General features: G+C 65.2%; 14 protein-coding genes. 1 reads left to right on the forward strand and 13 read right to left on the reverse strand.

Translation table 11 applies throughout. The annotated features are described in order from the left end of the window. Positions 1 to 234: 234 nt before the first annotated feature. The 5 genes from OXU42_09550 to OXU42_09570 all read right to left on the reverse strand — a co-directional run bounded on the left by OXU42_09550 (position 235) and on the right by OXU42_09570 (position 5,771). Positions 235 to 1,320, reverse strand: coding sequence for a BsuBI/PstI family type II restriction endonuclease (locus tag OXU42_09550; protein MDE0029629.1), 1,086 nt, complete (start codon positions 1,318 to 1,320; stop codon positions 235 to 237). Next, the gene (locus tag OXU42_09555; GenBank protein ID MDE0029630.1) at positions 1,320 to 3,023 is read right to left on the reverse strand and encodes an N-6 DNA methylase; all 1,704 of its coding nucleotides are present in this window, start codon (positions 3,021 to 3,023) and stop codon (positions 1,320 to 1,322) included. Before OXU42_09555 ends, OXU42_09550 begins: the two co-directional genes overlap by 1 nt. A 100-nt stretch (positions 3,024 to 3,123) precedes the next feature. Continuing rightward, on the reverse strand, positions 3,124 to 3,420 hold the full coding sequence (locus tag OXU42_09560; GenBank protein ID MDE0029631.1) for an AbrB/MazE/SpoVT family DNA-binding domain-containing protein: 297 nt from the start codon (positions 3,418 to 3,420) through the stop codon (positions 3,124 to 3,126). Between the two features lie 86 nt (positions 3,421 to 3,506). After that, on the reverse strand, positions 3,507 to 4,826 hold the full coding sequence (locus OXU42_09565; GenBank protein MDE0029632.1) for an MFS transporter: 1,320 nt from the start codon (positions 4,824 to 4,826) through the stop codon (positions 3,507 to 3,509). Between the two features lie 78 nt (positions 4,827 to 4,904). Further along, positions 4,905 to 5,771, reverse strand: coding sequence for a hypothetical protein (locus OXU42_09570; GenBank protein MDE0029633.1), 867 nt, complete (start codon positions 5,769 to 5,771; stop codon positions 4,905 to 4,907). Positions 5,772 to 5,918: 147 nt separating this feature from the next. On the opposite strand from OXU42_09570, the gene OXU42_09575 reads away from it, so the two are divergent. Then, positions 5,919 to 6,917 (forward strand): amidohydrolase family protein, encoded by a 999-nt coding sequence (locus OXU42_09575; GenBank protein ID MDE0029634.1) that lies wholly within the window; start codon positions 5,919 to 5,921, stop codon positions 6,915 to 6,917. Positions 6,918 to 6,929: 12 nt separating this feature from the next. Here the strand turns inward: OXU42_09575 and OXU42_09580 are convergent, their stop codons facing one another. From OXU42_09580 to OXU42_09615, 8 genes are all read right to left on the reverse strand, one after another. Next, entirely contained in the window at positions 6,930 to 9,083 is a 2,154-nt protein-coding gene (locus OXU42_09580; GenBank protein MDE0029635.1) for a tripartite tricarboxylate transporter permease, read from the reverse strand. A 107-nt stretch (positions 9,084 to 9,190) separates the two neighbouring features. Further along, on the reverse strand, positions 9,191 to 10,240 hold the full coding sequence (locus OXU42_09585) for a hypothetical protein (GenBank protein MDE0029636.1): 1,050 nt from the start codon (positions 10,238 to 10,240) through the stop codon (positions 9,191 to 9,193). Between the two features lie 134 nt (positions 10,241 to 10,374). Beyond that, positions 10,375 to 11,496, reverse strand: a complete 1,122-nt coding sequence (locus OXU42_09590; GenBank protein MDE0029637.1) for an acyl-CoA/acyl-ACP dehydrogenase — start codon at positions 11,494 to 11,496, stop codon at positions 10,375 to 10,377. Between the two features lie 69 nt (positions 11,497 to 11,565). Next, positions 11,566 to 12,780 (reverse strand): acyl-CoA dehydrogenase family protein, encoded by a 1,215-nt coding sequence (locus tag OXU42_09595; protein MDE0029638.1) that lies wholly within the window; start codon positions 12,778 to 12,780, stop codon positions 11,566 to 11,568. Positions 12,781 to 12,836: 56 nt separating this feature from the next. Continuing rightward, complete coding sequence (locus OXU42_09600; protein MDE0029639.1) at positions 12,837 to 13,928, reverse strand: hypothetical protein; 1,092 nt, start codon at positions 13,926 to 13,928, stop codon at positions 12,837 to 12,839. A 39-nt stretch (positions 13,929 to 13,967) separates the two neighbouring features. Next, complete coding sequence (locus tag OXU42_09605) at positions 13,968 to 14,207, reverse strand: hypothetical protein (protein MDE0029640.1); 240 nt, start codon at positions 14,205 to 14,207, stop codon at positions 13,968 to 13,970. A 63-nt stretch (positions 14,208 to 14,270) separates the two neighbouring features. Then, positions 14,271 to 14,558 carry a hypothetical protein gene (locus tag OXU42_09610; protein ID MDE0029641.1) on the reverse strand — a complete coding sequence of 96 codons (288 nt, stop codon included), beginning with the start codon at positions 14,556 to 14,558 and terminating at the stop codon, positions 14,271 to 14,273. Positions 14,559 to 14,734: 176 nt separating this feature from the next. Then, the gene (locus OXU42_09615; GenBank protein MDE0029642.1) at positions 14,735 to 15,943 is read right to left on the reverse strand and encodes an ATP-binding protein; all 1,209 of its coding nucleotides are present in this window, start codon (positions 15,941 to 15,943) and stop codon (positions 14,735 to 14,737) included. Positions 15,944 to 16,265 lie beyond the last annotated feature (322 nt).

The following is a 16,265-nucleotide window of genomic DNA, read 5'->3' on the forward strand; positions in this document are numbered from 1 at the left end:
GTGTCGGGGTGTGACGAAATCTCCGGAAATAGCTGTTTGTGAAGGTGCCGCCGATGTCTACGCCGATGATGTATTCCATGTGCACGCTCCCGCCGGTCTCACTGCACACTGCCACGGCGCGGCGCGGGAAATCAATCCACCGGCGAGAGCACCACCGGCATGGGTGCGCTCCCCCGCCCGGTTGCCGATGATGGCGGCGCCCGCAACCACGTCCTTCTCAAAGGTGGGACAAGATTACGTTCGCATCAAGGTCGACAACCGCACCGGTTCTGCATCGGAGCCCCGCTGCAGCACCACAATGTGATCCGGCTCCGACATGAACCATACGAACGACCGCCATGCCAACTCACTCACCGAGCTCTTGAACGCCGCTTCGTCACGGTCTGCATAGGCCGTCACGAACGCCACTTGGTCTTCATTGAATCCGGCTTCCGTCGCGACCGCCATTAGCGCCGTCTGCCGCGACTCATTCACCGGACCGGCCGTCGCGACGACCTCAACGAACGCCAGCAGCGGCTCCGCTGGCCCGAGGTCGACCAGGATCAGGTCGGGAAGATTCCGGTCCGGTTGGATCGTCAGACCGATTTCCTGAGCCAGACGGTCATCCCGTGCCACCACGTGATTCTTGCTTTCGCTCAACCAGATGACACCGGGTTGTTCGAGAAACCGCGGCGCGAAGTCCTCAACCACCGCTTTCGAGATCACGGAACTTGGACCGGGTTCGAGGTGCCTGGTCTCCCCGTTGGGAAACGTTACAAGCACCCTCCCCTCTTGGGCCACAGTGCCACGACGGAGGATCGCCACTCGCGCGAGGGCGCCGCTGGATAGGTTCGCGGCCTGCCAGTTCTCGATCGCCGTCTGCAAGGCCACCCCGGTCAGGTCCGGATCGAACAGGCGGGCGAAGTCGTCCGCCAAGGCATATCTCGGGCGGGGCGATGTCGTCGGTAACCCTTGGCGCTCTGTCACTGCGCCCAGCCGCACCAACCCTTCACGCAACGTTTCGTCACGGATCGGCTCGCGCGTGTTCGCCGCATACCACTGTCCCGTAGTGGCGCCCCCGGCGGGGCGCATCGACTCTTCCGACCACGCCGCCCGAGAATCCTCTTCCGCCAACAGGGCCTGCGCGTCCGTCATCCGCGTCACCTGATCCGGGCGCAGCCAGGAACCCGCGCTCTCGACGGCACCGATATACAGCATGACGAAGACCGTCTTGGCCGCGATCTCGCGGGTTACGTAGTTTCGATTCGTGGTTCCGTCGGGGAAAATCGCCAGCAACCGCTCCTGAATATCCGCAACGGGCAACAGTGGCGGGTATGGCATCATCCGGCCCCGTTGCTGTACAGATGCTCCACGACCCGTTCGAGAGTCTCGCGCTTCGCCCGCTTCTTCACCAACCGCTCGACTTCCTCCATTTCCTCTGGTGACGGCAACGGCAGTGCTTCCATCTCGTAGGCCGACACGGCCACGCTACCGTTGATGCAACGGAATACTTGGTCGACGACATGACTGTTCAGGAGCGCAGCCAACGCCGCCGGCGCCACCTTCGGCGTGCTGTCAAGCGGTTTGATCATGTTCAGGTGATTCTCGACGACAACCGCGCCGTATTCCTCGATAAACGGCCCAGGCAGTTCCGCCGCGATCAAACGCCGGCATTGCTCCTTCGCCGTCGTCCTTTGCAGCAGCACGCACGGGTGATCCGTCACCACCCAGGTTTCGTTTGTGTTCGGCTCAAAGTAGGGTTTGTGGTTTCGCTTGTCCGCCCTGAACTCGAACACACCGTCGGACCGCACGGATTCAGCCCAGATCAACGGATAGCGTCCCTTTCCCGGCCGGTCCCGCAGGCTTTCCTTGTGACGGTTCCACACCAGAGGTCCCGTGCTGACCTTATAACCGTAGTCCGCCAACCGATGGGGCATCGCGTCGACTCGCCGCAGCAGAGTGCTTTGTGCTTCTTTCCTGGGCATCAGCCACGGATGGTCCAAGGTTTCTGGCAGATTGAACGACCCTGTGGGCATCGTCTCGTAACAGCCGTCTGGTTCCGGTGTGACAAAATGAACCTCTCCGGCTGTTGTATCCCCCCCGCGTCGGTAGGTTGCCAGCAGAGTCTCCTGCAACACGTTCGCGAACACGCCCTTGCGTGCTTCGATGAAATCAATCCTCACCGGCGGCGCTTCGCGTCCCAGCAACCCGCGCAACGACTTGAAATATTCCCCGGCCAGGAAACTCGTTGGGGTCACGAAAGCAATGATTCCACCCGGCCTTGAGAAACGGAGCGCCAAGTCCGTGAACACGCCGTACAGGTTGGCATGTCCGAACAGGCTCCGCCGAAACTTCTCGCGCAACCGTGGCGACAACGTGATGCGCCCGTAGGGCGGATTCCCCACCACCAACTCGAACCCTTCTTCGCCCGGCATCTGGTCGAGACTGTCGCACACACGCACGACGGACCGCAGCCGGATGCCTGGTTCGCCGTACAGTCCCCCGAGCGTCACATCGAGAAACACCTGCGACATCCAAGCCGCAAACGGGTCCAGCTCGAACCCGCTCAAGCGATTCTCTATCTCGCTCAGAGCAGCGTCGGTGCTGCGGCCCTTGAGGCATTCCGCCATGCGCCGGGCCACCGGAGCCAAGAAGGCACCCCCGCCACAAGCCGGGTCCAGCACCCGGGCCGAACGCCAGTCGACGCCGGCGTCCGTCGCCATATCCAATAGTCGCTCGCACAGTGCCGGCGGAGTGTAATACGCGCCCAACCGCGCCCGGAACGTGCTTGGCATCATCCCGGTGTAAAGCATTCCGATGATGTAGCCGGCATCGGCGACGTCCAACTCCGAAGCCGCCGTCCCGACGCTTTCCGCCAACGCCCTTGCCTCCTCCGAGACCGCGGGAAGTTCTATCTCGGACGGCACGTTGCGGAGCGCCCAACCTCGACCGGACACGGCATCGACGTGCGCCCAGTAAGCAGAGACCGCGCCGCAGACGACCGCTCGCGCGAAGCCCAACCGGGCTTCGCCGGTGACGGCCAAGGCCAGCGTCCGGGCGCTCAACGATAGATGCTCGATCATCGCCCGAACTGACGCGGCCGGAACCCTGTCTCCGTTCGCCGCCAAATTCACAGCCTCTTCGCTACGATGCCTCACGGTCGCGCCGCTCACCGCGAGAGTCGGCAACGTCGGCAACGATCTCATCCATGATCTCGTCCTCGGTGCGACCGCCGTCCTCAGAGGATTGCTCCGCCGCCAAGAAACGAGCGGCGATACGATCGGCGACGCTTGCTCGGTCGACAACCTCCATCGGACGAAGCAAGATCCCGTTTCCCAAGACCGTGGCCTCCATGACATCGCCCTCTTGCAGATTCATCCCCCTCCGGAGCTTGGCCGGTATGGTGACCTGGAACTTTGGTTTGACGGTGATCAACGGCATAGTAGACCCCAATTGGAAAGTTGGAATTTCGTTATTTCCTACCATCCGGCTTCTGAACAGACAAGCCCAACCCACCCCACCCCGCCTCACTCCTCCGCCGGCCCCTCCGGCGTGAGGTCCCTTACCCGGCGGCTGGCGGCCGCGCTGAACGCGACAACGGCGAGCATGGCGGCGCCGTTGAGGATCACGGCGAAAGGGGCACCGGCGAGCTTGCCGAGAAAAGACGACAGGTGGTTGCGCGACAGGCCGGCCACGGCGCCCATCTGCAGTTGCCCCAGCGGCAGCACCACGCTGTAGTTCATGCCCCAGATGGCCATGACCCGGCCGCGGTACTCGTCGGGGACGCGGGTCTGCACGGAGGTCTGGGTGCTTACCATGAAGATGGAAAGGCCGACGCCGGAAGCGAGGAGGAAGCACATGGCAAGGGTGAACCCGCTTGCGAATCCGAACAGCGTCAGGAAGCCAGCCTGTATCCCGGCCCCCACGAGGATCAGCCAGCCGCGCCGGGGGTAGTAGCCGAGGTTGGCGGCCACCAGGGCTCCGAGCAGGCTGCCGATGCCGCTGATCATGTACAGGGAGCCCAGGGTCGAGCCGTCGCCCCGGAACACGACGTCCGCGAACACGGGCAGGAGCGCGGTGTGGGACGCCAGGAAGAAGATGTCCGCGTAGTTCAGGCCGATGAGCGAACGGAAGAGCCTTCGGGTCCAGACGAAGGAGATCCCGCCCAGAATCGTGCGAACGAAGCTGCCGCCGCGGGTGCGCTCGATGAGGGGCACGTGAAGGGGAAGAAGCAGCAGGCCGTACGCCAGGTAGGTGGCGGCGGCCAGGTAATAGGCCGCTCCAGCGCCGGCCAGGGGCGCGCCGGTGTAGCCCGCCACGTAGTCGATGACGAAGCCGGCGAAGGCGGGTCCGAAGATGCGGGTTCCCGGCCAGATCATGGAGTTGAGGCTCACCGCGTTCATCAGGTGCGAACGGTCCAGCAGGTGCGGGAAGAGCGCTTGGCGGGCGGGGTGATCGAACGCCTGGATGCCGCCGTGGATGAAGGCGACCGCGAACACGTGCCAAACCTGCACCCGTTCCATGACCACCAGCGTGGCAATCACGGAGAACAAGAGCGCGGTGACGAACTGGAGGAGTATGAGAAGCCGTCGAAGCTCCACCTTGTCCGCGGTAGCGCCGCCGAAGAGCGCCAGCGCGATCGCCGGCGCGGCGGCCACCAACCCCAGCGCCCCCAGGATGTACTCGGACTGGGTCAAGTGCCACGCGAGCCACCCGTGCGCCAGGATCACCATCTGGTGGCCCGCCACCGCGATGAGGTGGCCGGACCAGTACATGCGGAAGTCGCGGTACCGGAGGACCCGGAATACTTGCAGCTTGTCGCCGAGCGCGGCGAGAGATCGTTTCATCGGGGGTGACGTGCGGGGCAAAAAAGAAGGCCCCTCATGCTCGATGGGGGCCTTCTTCGATCTCGCATTCCGCAGGGCCTAGAGTTTGACCAGATCCGAGTAGCTGGCCTGGGAGTCGGGCTTGAGGCCGTAGCCGGCCATCCAGTTGCGCGCCCGGTTGAACTCTTCTTCGGTGTAGTCCTCGGGGTAGACATAGTCCAGCCGGTTGAGGTTCAGGTCCTCGAACCTGAAATCGCCCATGAGGTCGTCGGGGATGTCGCGCAACAGGAGCTTGGCGTGCTTCTTGAGGTCGGAGTTGATCTCGTCCACCGAACGCCGGAGGGCGCGGAAGATGGCTTCGCGGGTATCCTCGGCATCGTCGGCGTTGACGAACAGAAGCCCCCAGTACTTGGACTCCGCCAACACGCGGCAGCCTCGGCTCTCGGCCAGGCTGACGAACGGCTCCATGAGGGTCGCGGCCTCCACCTCGCCGTTCAAGAGCAGGCGCGTGCGGATGGCGGGGCCGCCGTCGTGGCGCAACCGCACCCTGTCCTTGTCCACGTGGCCTTCCAGCATCTTGAAGGTCATGTAGTGGGAGCCGGTCTGGTCCTGGATGGAGATGGGCACGTCCGCGAGGTCGTCGAGGCGGTGGTACGAGGAGTCGCCGCGCACGATGATGGCCATGGTGGCGACGCTTTCGCGGCGTCCCATGATCCAGCCGTCGCGCTCGCCGTCGGCCGCGCGCTTGATCACGCCCCACTCGCACTTGTTGTAACCTTCCAGGTCGCCGCACTCGTAGTCGGAGGCGATGGGGCGCTCGAACACGTCGGCGGGCTGGAGCTGGGAGTCCGGCGTCACCACCTCGGCGTCGATGCCTTCCGCGGCCATGAAGCCCTTCTCCACGCCCACGTCCCAAGGCAGCGTCCACACGGTTCCTTCACTGGTAACTCTGATCTTGCGACTCATGATGAACCGACCTCCGCGGCGATTTGATGCTGGAGGGAGACTAGCATACCCGCCGGAATGATGGAACAATTCGGTCTTTGAGCGGACAGCGAGGGGGCTCTGTTCCTCCGTGCTTGGATATCACAACAGAGGCAAGGAGACGCGTGCATGCATACTTGTGCCATCGACATTCACCACCACTACATGCCGCCGGGCCTGATCGAGGAGTTGAAGGCCCACGGCGACTCCGTGGGCACCGAGGTGGGCCGGACGCCGGAGGGGCTCAACACCCTGACCATCGGCGGGGGGCCGAGCTTCGTGGTGCCGCCGCCGCTCATGGACGTGGAGAAGCGGCTGGAGAACATGGACAAGGGCAAGATCGCCCTGGCCACCCTGGAGCCCCATACCGCCTGCCTCGGCTACCGGCTCAACCCGGAGCAGGGCGAGGCGTGGTGCAACCTCTACAACGAGGGTTTGATGGAACTGAGGACGCGCCACCCGGACCGCTTCACCGCGCTGGCGGCGGTGCCGCTACAGGACCCCGAACGCGCCGCCAGGGTGCTGGAGCGCGGCATCGTGGAACACAAGCTGGCTGGGGCCTACATCGGCACCAACGTCAACGGCGAGTACTACCGCAGCCACGAGTTCGACGCCTTCTGGGGCAAGGCGCAAGAGCTGGACGCGCTCATCGTCATGCACCCGGAGGACATCGCCGGCCTGGAGCGCATGGGCACCTACGGCCTGTTCCTGATCTGCGGCAACCCCGCGGACACGGCGCTGTCGCTGGGGTTCATGACCTACAGCGGCGTGTTCGACCGCTTCCCGAACCTGAAGCTGTGCACGCTCCACGGCGGCGGCTTCTTCCCGTATCACTTGGGGCGATTCGACCAAGGGTTCGGGGTGCGGCCGGGGGCGGCGGACGCGGAGGCGGAGAACAAGCCCAGCGCTTACCTCAAGAACCTGTACTCCGACGCGCTGGTGTACCGGGTGGATACGCTGGAGTACCTCAAGAGCCTGCTGGGGTGGGAGCACCTGATGGTGGGGACGGATTACCCGTATCCGCTGGGGGACTGGTACGCGGTGGAGAAGGTGGAGGCGCTGGACTGCCCGGACGAGCAGAAGCTGGCGATTTTGGAGGGGAATGCGCGGAGGCTGTTGAAGCTGTAAGTGGCGGGAGAGTTATCCCGTCGGCCAGAGGGTGAAGACGGACTCGGGCCAGATGATGTGCAGGGCGTAGTCGTAGAAGCCGACGATGAGCGCGAGGAAGGCCAGGGCCGAACCCGCGGACACGAGCCAGCCGGCGCGGCCGTAGTACATGAGGTAGAGGAAGAGCATTCCCGGCAACGCGATGTGTACGCCGATGAGCCAGATGGCAACGTACATGAGCGCGGTGAAGCCGAAGATGCGCACGAACCGCCGGCTTTCGGTCTTGGGGTCGTCGCCGAGGATGAAGCCGGTATCCATGATGTCGCCTTCCTCGATTCGTTTCTCGGGAGTACCCATCAACAGCGTCCACACCCGGATGAGCCAGAACGGCGTCCCCACCAGCACGGCGATCCTGGGCATCAGGTCCGCGCCTTCCGGGTAACTGAACGAATCGATGAACAGGTAGAGGAAGAAGGCGCCCACCCCGAGCAGGAGCACGACCTCTCCGGCGACTTCGAGGGTGAGGCGGCGGCTGGGGGGACTCTCGTCGGTCTTGGCGCCGCGTGACGGTGACGCCGGGACGGCTTCCCCCACCGCCGCGTCATTCACGCCGCCGCCGGCTTCGGCCTCATACCCCGCGTCCGCGCCGCCCTTTTCCGCCTCCTGCCCGCTTTCCTCGCCTCCGGTCATGGACATCATCGCCTTGCGCGCGCCGCGCTGCGCCCGCAGGCTGAACAGGGTCACGGCCACCATGAACGCCAGGATGACCAGGAACTGGGGACGCAGGAGCATTCCCCAGCCGTAGTTGTTGACCGAGATCCACAGGAACCGCTCCAGGATGTCCGCCAGCGCCACGGCGATGAGGATGGGCGGGCGGGGCCAGCCGTAGCGCTTCATGAAGACGCCCAGCAGGCCGAAGGCCAGCACCGCGCCGAGGTCTCCCAGCGCGCCGTTGGCCGCCAGCGCCGCCAGCGAGACGATGGCCACCACCACCGGCGCCAGGATGTTGGGCGGGATCACGGCGATGCGGCACAGGGTCGGGGCGAAGGCCAGCATGATGGGCACCACCACGAGGTTGGCGAAGGCGATGGTGTAGACCATGCTCACGGTGAGGTCGAGGTGGCGCGTGAGCATGAGCGGGCCGGGGGTGATGCCGGTGAGGACGAGGATGGCGAGCACGATGGCCATGCCGCCGCTGCCGGGGATGCCGAACACCACGGTGGGGATGAGAACGCCCCCGTCCACGGAGTTGTTGGCGGCGTCGGAGGCGATGACGCCGCGGACGTCGCCCTTGCCGAAGGTCTCGGTGCCGCCCGGCTCGGTCTGGCGCGCTTGGGCGTAGGCGATCCAGTGGGCGGCGCTGCCGCCGACCCCGGGCATGATGCCCACGAACACGCCGATGAGGGACGAGCGCGCCATCAGCCACTTGTGGCTCCAGGCCTCCCGCATGCCGCGCCACACGTCGGACTTGGCCTCCCGCAAGAGCGTGTCCAGCCGCTCCCGGGCGATGGTGGTGTCCCCCACCACCAGCGCGATGGCCTCTGGCAGGGCGAACAGCCCCACCACCACCGGCACCAGCGTGAAGCCGTCCCAGAGGTAGAAGTCGAACCCCATGGCGGCGCGCACGTTGCCGCCCAGGTCGGCGTAGCCCACCATGGCGATGGCGATGCCGAAGGCCGCGGTGAGGATGCCCTTGACGAACGCCCCGGCGCTCACCACGGCCACGGCCAGCACCCCCATGAGCGTCAGCAGGAAGAACTCCGCCGAGCCGAACCATTCCAGGAGCTGGCGGCTTACCGGCAGCGCCAACAACAGCGCGATGGCGCCGATGATGCCGCCCACGATGGTGGTGGTGTAGCTGGCGCCGAGGGCGACCCCAGCGAGGCCCTTCTGGGCCATGGGATAGCCGTCCAGCACCGTGGCTTGGGCGGAGCGGGCGCCGGGGACGCCGAACAGGATGGCGGGGATGGGCTCGGTGATGTCACTGGCCGCCATGTGGAACACGACGATAGTGATGGCGACCCAGGGGTCGAGGTGGACCGCGAGGCTCAGGACCACCACGGAAACCGGCAGGCCGCCTCCGGGCATGAGCCCGGAAAACAGCGCCACCGGCAGCACCAGCAGCATCGCCAGGAGCGGCCCCGGCGAGAACAGGTGAAAGAAAGCGTCGATGGAAGCTTCGAGCATGAAGCACCCGGCAAGGGACCCGTGTCCCGGGACACCGGCGGCCTACGCTTCGGTAGACCCCGCAGGGGCGGCCCGCCGGCCGCCCCTGCAATGGCTCGGACAGCCCGCTAGCGCTTCTCGCCCATCAGCTTCTGGAAGAACAACGCGCCGTCCGGAGGCAGGTCCTTGATGGTAGCGAGCTGTTTCTCGTAGTGCTCCGGAGAGCCGTAGCCCACGTCGTAGCCGGCGACGGTGGCGATCTTCACGAACTCCGGGTCCTCGATGGTCGCCTTGAACGCCTTGCGCCAGACGTCCACGATGGGTTGGGGCGTCCTCGGCGGCAGCATGAAAGCCCGCAGGGACTGGTGAATGTTCACGGCCGTGTTGAACGCCAACTTCTGGGACTCACTGATCTTGAGACCGGGCAGCTTGAGAATGTTGCGCGGCATCTTGGCTTCCATCCGCGCGAGCCACCCCTCGCTGGGGGGCGCGTTCCACCAGAAGATCGGCAGCAACCGCTTCTTCTCGATCAACTCCGGGTACATGCGCGGCAAGCGGCGCTCCAGGCAGGTCACCACCTCGGTCTCGCCCCGGGCGAAGGCGGCCAGCTCCTCGGCGGTGGACTTGTAGCCGTAGATGAGCTTCATGGGACCGCCCACGAGCTGCACGAACTCGCCACCCATGGGGACCCGGCCGATGCCGGGGCGCTGGGACGCCATCCGCAGCGGCCGGCCCATCTTGAGCATGTCTTCCCACGACTTCACCTTGTTGCGGTCGGCGCAGATGGTGTAGTTGTCGTCCACCAGTGTGGGCGCGCCCAGGATGATGAGTTCCTTGACGTCGAAGCCGGGCACGTCCACCCCTGCCAGCTCCTTCATGACCAGGCTGGTGAAATGCGGACCCACCGTGAGGCCGTTGGGCTTTTGGCGGTTGATGTACTGAGTTCCCTTGAGGCCGGCGCCGCCGGGAACATTGCGTACGATGAACCGGGGACTGCCCGGCAAGTGCTTTGGGGCCACCTTGGCGAACAGGCGGGCGATAATGTCGTAGCCGCCACCGGCCCCGGTGCCGACGATGAGGTTGACGGTCTTGCCCTTGAAGTTTACGTCCTGCGCGGCAACGTTGCCGGCAAGGAACAGTACGAACAAAGCGGCGACTGCAAAGCGCATGTGTCTCATGGCGGATTCCTTTCTCCGTGTCCCCCACGGATGGTGACCTGCTACGTGAGCTGCAGGCCACTAAACCCATATATTCGCTCGCTTCTTCCCGTTGCTGCACCCGGGCGGGCCTCACGCCCGCCCTTCGGAACTCCTTACGCGCTCGGGTAGAGGGCGTCGACCATCCGGCGCTTGTGATAGTCGGGCGTGCCCAGATACTGGTAGAGCGTGTGCGCCAGCACGCTGTGCACCATCAGCGGGTGCAGGTAGTCCGTGCCCGGACCGGCGTGCACCATGTGCGAGTAGCTGCACGCCTGGTGGTAGCCCTCGCTGGCCGCGGCCTTGGACTCGTGGATGCCGGCTTCAGCCGGGAGCCCCTCGTCGAGCTCCCACAGGGTCTCGTAGGTGGCCATGCGCGCCCGGTCCATGTGGATCGACAGCTCCACGCAGTGGTCCTGGACCCGCTGGAAACGGCCGATGAGCTGACCGAAGGCGCGGCGCTCGTTGGTGTACTGGACGGTGAACTCGTAGATCTCCTGGCACGCCCCCACCTTGTAGGCGCACAGGATAGGAATGGCCTTCTCGGCCGCCTTGTCCAGCAGCTCCCAACCCGCCCCCGCCGCGCCGATGAGGTTTCCGGCCGGCACCTCGACGCCGTCGAAGGCAACCTCGCTCACGGACACCATGAAGCCGTTGTACGGCGTCACCGTCACCCCGGGCGCGTTCCGGTCCACCAGCACCACCGAGACACCGCCGTCGGCGTCCCGCACTGCGCACAGGAACGCCGTGGCGCCCTCGGCGTCGTAGACGTGGCGCTTGGTGCCCTGAAGGGTCAGGGTGTCGCCGGACTGCGAGCAGGTGGTGGCGACCGTCTCCGGCCCCCAGTGGGCGCCGTCGTCGCCGATGGCGGGGATGACGATGGCCTCGCCGCCACAGATGGCCGGCAGCAGCTCCTGCTTCTGGGCGTCGGAGCCGCCGTCGTGGATGATCTGGGCCGCCAGCACGCCGGACGAGAACACCGGTCCGGGCACCGGCGCCCGCCCCAGTTCCTCGAACACCACGCCGCAGTCCAGGTAGGACAACCCAGCTCCGCCGTACTGCTCGGGCATGAGCATGCCGAGCCAGCCCAGCCCGGCGATCTTGGCGTAGAGATCCGGCAGGAAGGTTTCCTTCTTGAGAAATTGCTGGGTCAGCATGGTGGTCGGCGCCTCTGCCTGGACGAAGTCCGCGGCCACCTTCTTGAACATCTCCTGGTCTTCGTTGAGTCTCAGGTCCATGACAATTCTTTCGTTGATTCAGCTAGTTGAATACTATTATTTAACCCGATACCTGCGTGGATTCGAGGCTTAGACCGTATCCGGCGCCTTCTCCTTGGTCGCCCGGCCAATGCCGGCGCGGCGCGCGAAAATGAGCCGGTCGGTGTCGAGAGTGCCGCCGCCGTGGAGCTGGCCCGGGCCGCTACGGATCACGTACTCGAAGTCCAGCACCTCGTGCACGTTGTGGTCCGGAATCAAAGCGTCCGCACCCATGATCTTCTGCAGCCGCTCGCCGTTTCTGAGCCGGACCATGCGCTGATAGTAGCGGAACTGGGCGCCGCCGTAAGCGTGCGGCTGCTTGACGAAACGGTGCCAGAAGATGCGCCGGTTCATGCGGTTGACCGTGTTGATCTCCAGGATCATGTCGGCGATGGTGTCGCGCACGTGCGGGTCCTCAATGAGGGGCTTGCCGCCCACCTCGTGGTTCCGGCAGTACTCCACCACCCGGTCCACCACCGGGTCGGTGCCCACCCGGCCGTCGCCCCCGTGCTCCAGCTCCAGGTGGGTGTGGGCCACCTTCCAGCCGTTGTTCTCGCCGCCGACGAGATACTTGGCGGGCACCCGCACGCCGTCGAAGAACACCGCGTTCTTGATGCCCATCATGAGGTGCATGTGCTGGATGGTGACGCCCGGCAGGTTGGCCGGGATGTGCAGCCAGCTCAGGTTCTCGTGGCGCTTGCCGTCGGGGTCGGTGCACACCAGCGTCCACAGCACGTCCGGCGGCAGGTGGTGACCCACCATTACCTTCTGGCCGGTGACGATGTAGTCGTCGCCGTCGCGGATGGCGCGGGTCTGGCAGTTGGCCACGTCGCTGCCGCTCTGGGGCTCGGTCAAGACCTGCCACACCACGATCTCGCCGCGCGCGATGGGCGGCAGGAACTCGCGCTTCTGCTCCTCGGTGCCCCAGTGGAGCAGCACCGGCGAGATGATCCGCGCCAGGGTGTAGAAGATGTGGGTGAGGTTGAGACTGTAGCGCGCCAGCTCCGTCTCCAGCACGAACTGGTGGTCCACGGTAAGGCCAGCGCCGCCGTACTCCTCCGGGAACATGGGAAACAGCCAGCCCTTCTTCCCCAGCTTCTCCCCCAGCCCGCGGCGGAAGTTGTACTCCTCCTCGTCCTCCCGGGTGGACCACGAGGCCGACCACCGCAAGTGCTCCGAGCCCTTCATGTTCTCTTCCATCCAGGCCCGGACCTCCTTGCGGAACTCGGTCATCTCCGGTGAGTCTTCTTGCAGGTTGAAATCCATGGACACTCCTTCGCCGCTGAAGGCGACGTTGTTCGACTACGGATGAGAATATTCCGTCAGGCCGTCCGTATGGGCTTGGTGACCGCCAGCGTGTTCCGGCCCGTCCACATGGGCAGCAGCACGCAGTGCCGGTGTTTGCCGCCGGTCACGATCACCATGATGTCGTCGGGCCGGGTAGCGAGGTGGACGATCCCGTCCGAGGTGACGTTGGGGGACTCCCGCAGCAGCTCCTCGTCGCTCTTGGTCCCCTTGCGCCGGTCCGGGATGCTGGCGAAGGTGATTGTGGAATGCTCCCACAGATACTCTCGGACGTCCGCCCGGGTGATGCCGTCCCGCGCCAGGATCTCGGCGTCCTCGCTGCACAGGGCCACCAGCGGCGTGCCGCCGCCGAAGCTGCCCACGTCCAGGTGGCTGCCGCCGTGGTGCAGGGCGATGACCTCGGCCAGGGACGACAGCGCCTCCTGCCCGGTGCTGCCGGCGGTGTGCATGGGGATGAAGCCGTTGATGCCGCACACGGTCACGGCGCTCTGCTCGGGCTTGTAGCCCCGGCTCACGTGGTAGGGCTCCCAGGGGCTATTCTCCTCGTTCTCGCCGAAGCAGAAGCTGTACTTCCCCGGCCAGCCGAAGGTGGCGCGGTCGGTGTCGCCGGGATAGCCGCCGCCGATGGTGATGAGGATCAGGCGGATGGCCCGGCCGATGGTGGCGTTGGCGCGGTGGCCGGGGCCGAAAGCGCCGGCGTCGCAGTTGATGCCGATCTCGTTCCGGACCGGGCCGTTGACCAGCAGCGCCGGACCCGCGTACCCGGTGGTGGCCTGGACCCCGTAGAGGTTGAAGCGGGGCTCCATGATGCCTTCCACCGCGGCTAGGACCACCGGCAGGTACTCCGGCAGGCAGCCCGCCATCACGCAGTTGACGGCGATCTTCTCGACGGTGGCCGGCGCCCACTTGGGCGGCACCTGCCCGAGGATCTCCTGGGGGTCGCGGTGGGTGCCCGAGAGCATGCGCTCCACGCGCTCGCGGGTGGGCGGAACGATGGGCAGGCCGTCGCTGAGCTGGCGTTCCAGGAACCAGCCGTTGGCGGCCTCCAGCGAATCTTCCACCTCGATGACTTCGGAGACGAGCTTCACCTGTGATGTGTCAGTGGCCATGCGTGAAGGTTCGGGGGGTAGCGAATCGCCCGCGCAGCGCTACTCCGCCGCCCGGGCTTCAGCCCCCGGCGCGCCGGCTGCCGCCCCCTCACCCGGGTCGGCTTCCGTCAAGGTCTCGCGCACGGGCCCAATGGCGATCCTTGCGTCCTCGGCATGCTCGCCCGGCCGCGCGCCGCCGCTCGGGTGGTGCGGGATCTGCACCAGCGGCAGCTTGGGCATGCCGAAGAACGTCGCTTCCTTCCGCCCCAGCTCCATGAAGATGGTCTGGCAAAGAGTCACCGTGGGGGTGCCGCGCTTCTGGATCTCGATGGCGTCGTGGACACTCCACGACGTGCACGACCCTCAAGCACCCAGGCCGGTGACGACCGCGTCGCACCGGCTCAGCATCTCCTCGATCAGTTCCCCCGGCGCCGCATTCATGTGGCTGGGTTTCTTCCGCAGCAGCACCTCGGCGGCCCCGGTCTGCTCCTCGATCAACCGCGCCAGCTCCTCGAACATCGGGCTCGAGTTCGCCTGGCCGTTGTCGATGATCCCCACGACCTTCCCAGCCAGGCCCTCCAGCCCCGGAACCGGAGGATGGTTCTCCAAGAGCACGTCAGCCCTCGGATCGAGCATCTCAAGCTTTCCCATGAGGCCCTCCGTGAAACTCGTAATTGACCTGCGAACCTGCGCGACCTTACCGAACGGGGGTTCGAGTTGTCAACGGCAACCGTATCGTATCCGACGTTACTGGCTCGTGCTGGTGCTGTTTGTTGCTAGCGACCTTGGGGAATGGCCGGCTCCGCGACACTAGCGCTTCCTCACGGTCAATTTAGCTGGGACAAGAGAGTCCGGGCGGGGACAACCATGGGCGGCCCCGCCCCAGCAAAACAATCCGCATCCACGAAGTCAGCATCGACGACCGCCTGAAACGCGAACGGCACGTTGAGTTGATCCTGGTAGTACTTGAGCGTCCGGCTCATGGACTCGTCGCGGTACTTCACCTCGACGAGGAACCAAGGCTTTCCGTCGCGAGCCACCAGGAAATCCACTTCACGCTTCTGTTTGTCGCGCAGGTAACCGAGGTCGAAGCGACCGAGGCCCAGGTCGTTCCAGCCGTCCACGGCCTTGAGGAGGTGGCACGCAACGAAAGTTTCGGCCTTCTCCCCCACATCCTGGATGTCCGCCCAATCCCTCAGGTACCACTTGGGCTCCTTGCGCAGGGAACGGGAGACGTTATGGAACCACGGCCTGACGAGGAAGCCCAAGTGGAAGTCGCACAGGGCCGCGACCCAACGGCGGATGGTGTCCACCGAAACCCTCACCTCCCTGGCGAGGTTACCGTACACGAGTTGACGGCCGGACTGACGGCTCAATCGCTGGACCAGCACCTCCATCTGGTCGAGGTGCTGGACCTGAGTCAGGTCGCGGATGTCTTCCCGGACCAGTTGCGTGAGACGCAAGGACCGCCAGCGGCGGCTGAACCGGATGTCGCGTCGGAGGAAGGGCTCGGGATATCCGCCGTGAACCCAAAGGGCTTCGAAATCGGCTTTGTCGATTGCGGCGGGAGACCGAACGATTCGTTCCGCGTCGGGGAGTTCCCGGTTCACGGTTTCGGCCACTGAGAATGGGTGCATCCGATAGGAGAAGTACCGCCCCATGAGGCTGTCACCGCCGCGGCGGTAGACATCCAGACGGCTGCTGCCCGTGACGACAATACGCAGGCGGTCGCCGTAGGTGTCGAACAGACCTTTCAGAAACGGCTTCCAGTTCGGGAACTTGTGAAACTCATCGAAGAGCGCAACCGGCACGGTCGCCTGAAGGCGGTCAGTTCCCACCGCAGCCGCCAAGCTGGCCGGACCAGCCAGGATGAGTTCCCTGTCATCGAGGTTGTCCCAATTGCGGTAGCTGTCGGCATGACGCCGGCAGGTCGTGGTCTTCCCCACCTGCCTCGGGCCGCTGACGAACGCCATCTGCCGGTTGGCGGAAAGGTGTTCGGCCAGCAGGGAGTCGTAAAGGCGTGGCTCCGTACCCATGCTCAACTATTATCCATATGATCGTATTTTGGTCAAGACCATTCGATGAAGCCCCGTATCTTGGTCATCAATGGGTAGCTGTCAAAATTTTGGGGTTGACGGAGAGGTGACGGGAACCACACGCTACTGCATTCCTTCCGAGACAGACCAGTGGTCATCCAGTCGCCATAGCAGCCGAATCCACGCCCGTTCTCCTCATCCCCACAACCGCTCGCTCGCCAGCCTCGCGCCCTCCGACATGGCCTCGAACTTGGCCCAGACTATGTCCGGATGGATCTCCGGGACCTCCAGGGCCTGGGTGCCGAAGCCGCAGTCGCTGCCG

The organism is Deltaproteobacteria bacterium (assembly GCA_028818775.1).
GTDB lineage: Bacteria > Desulfobacterota > Binatia > UBA9968 > JAJDTQ01 > JAJDTQ01.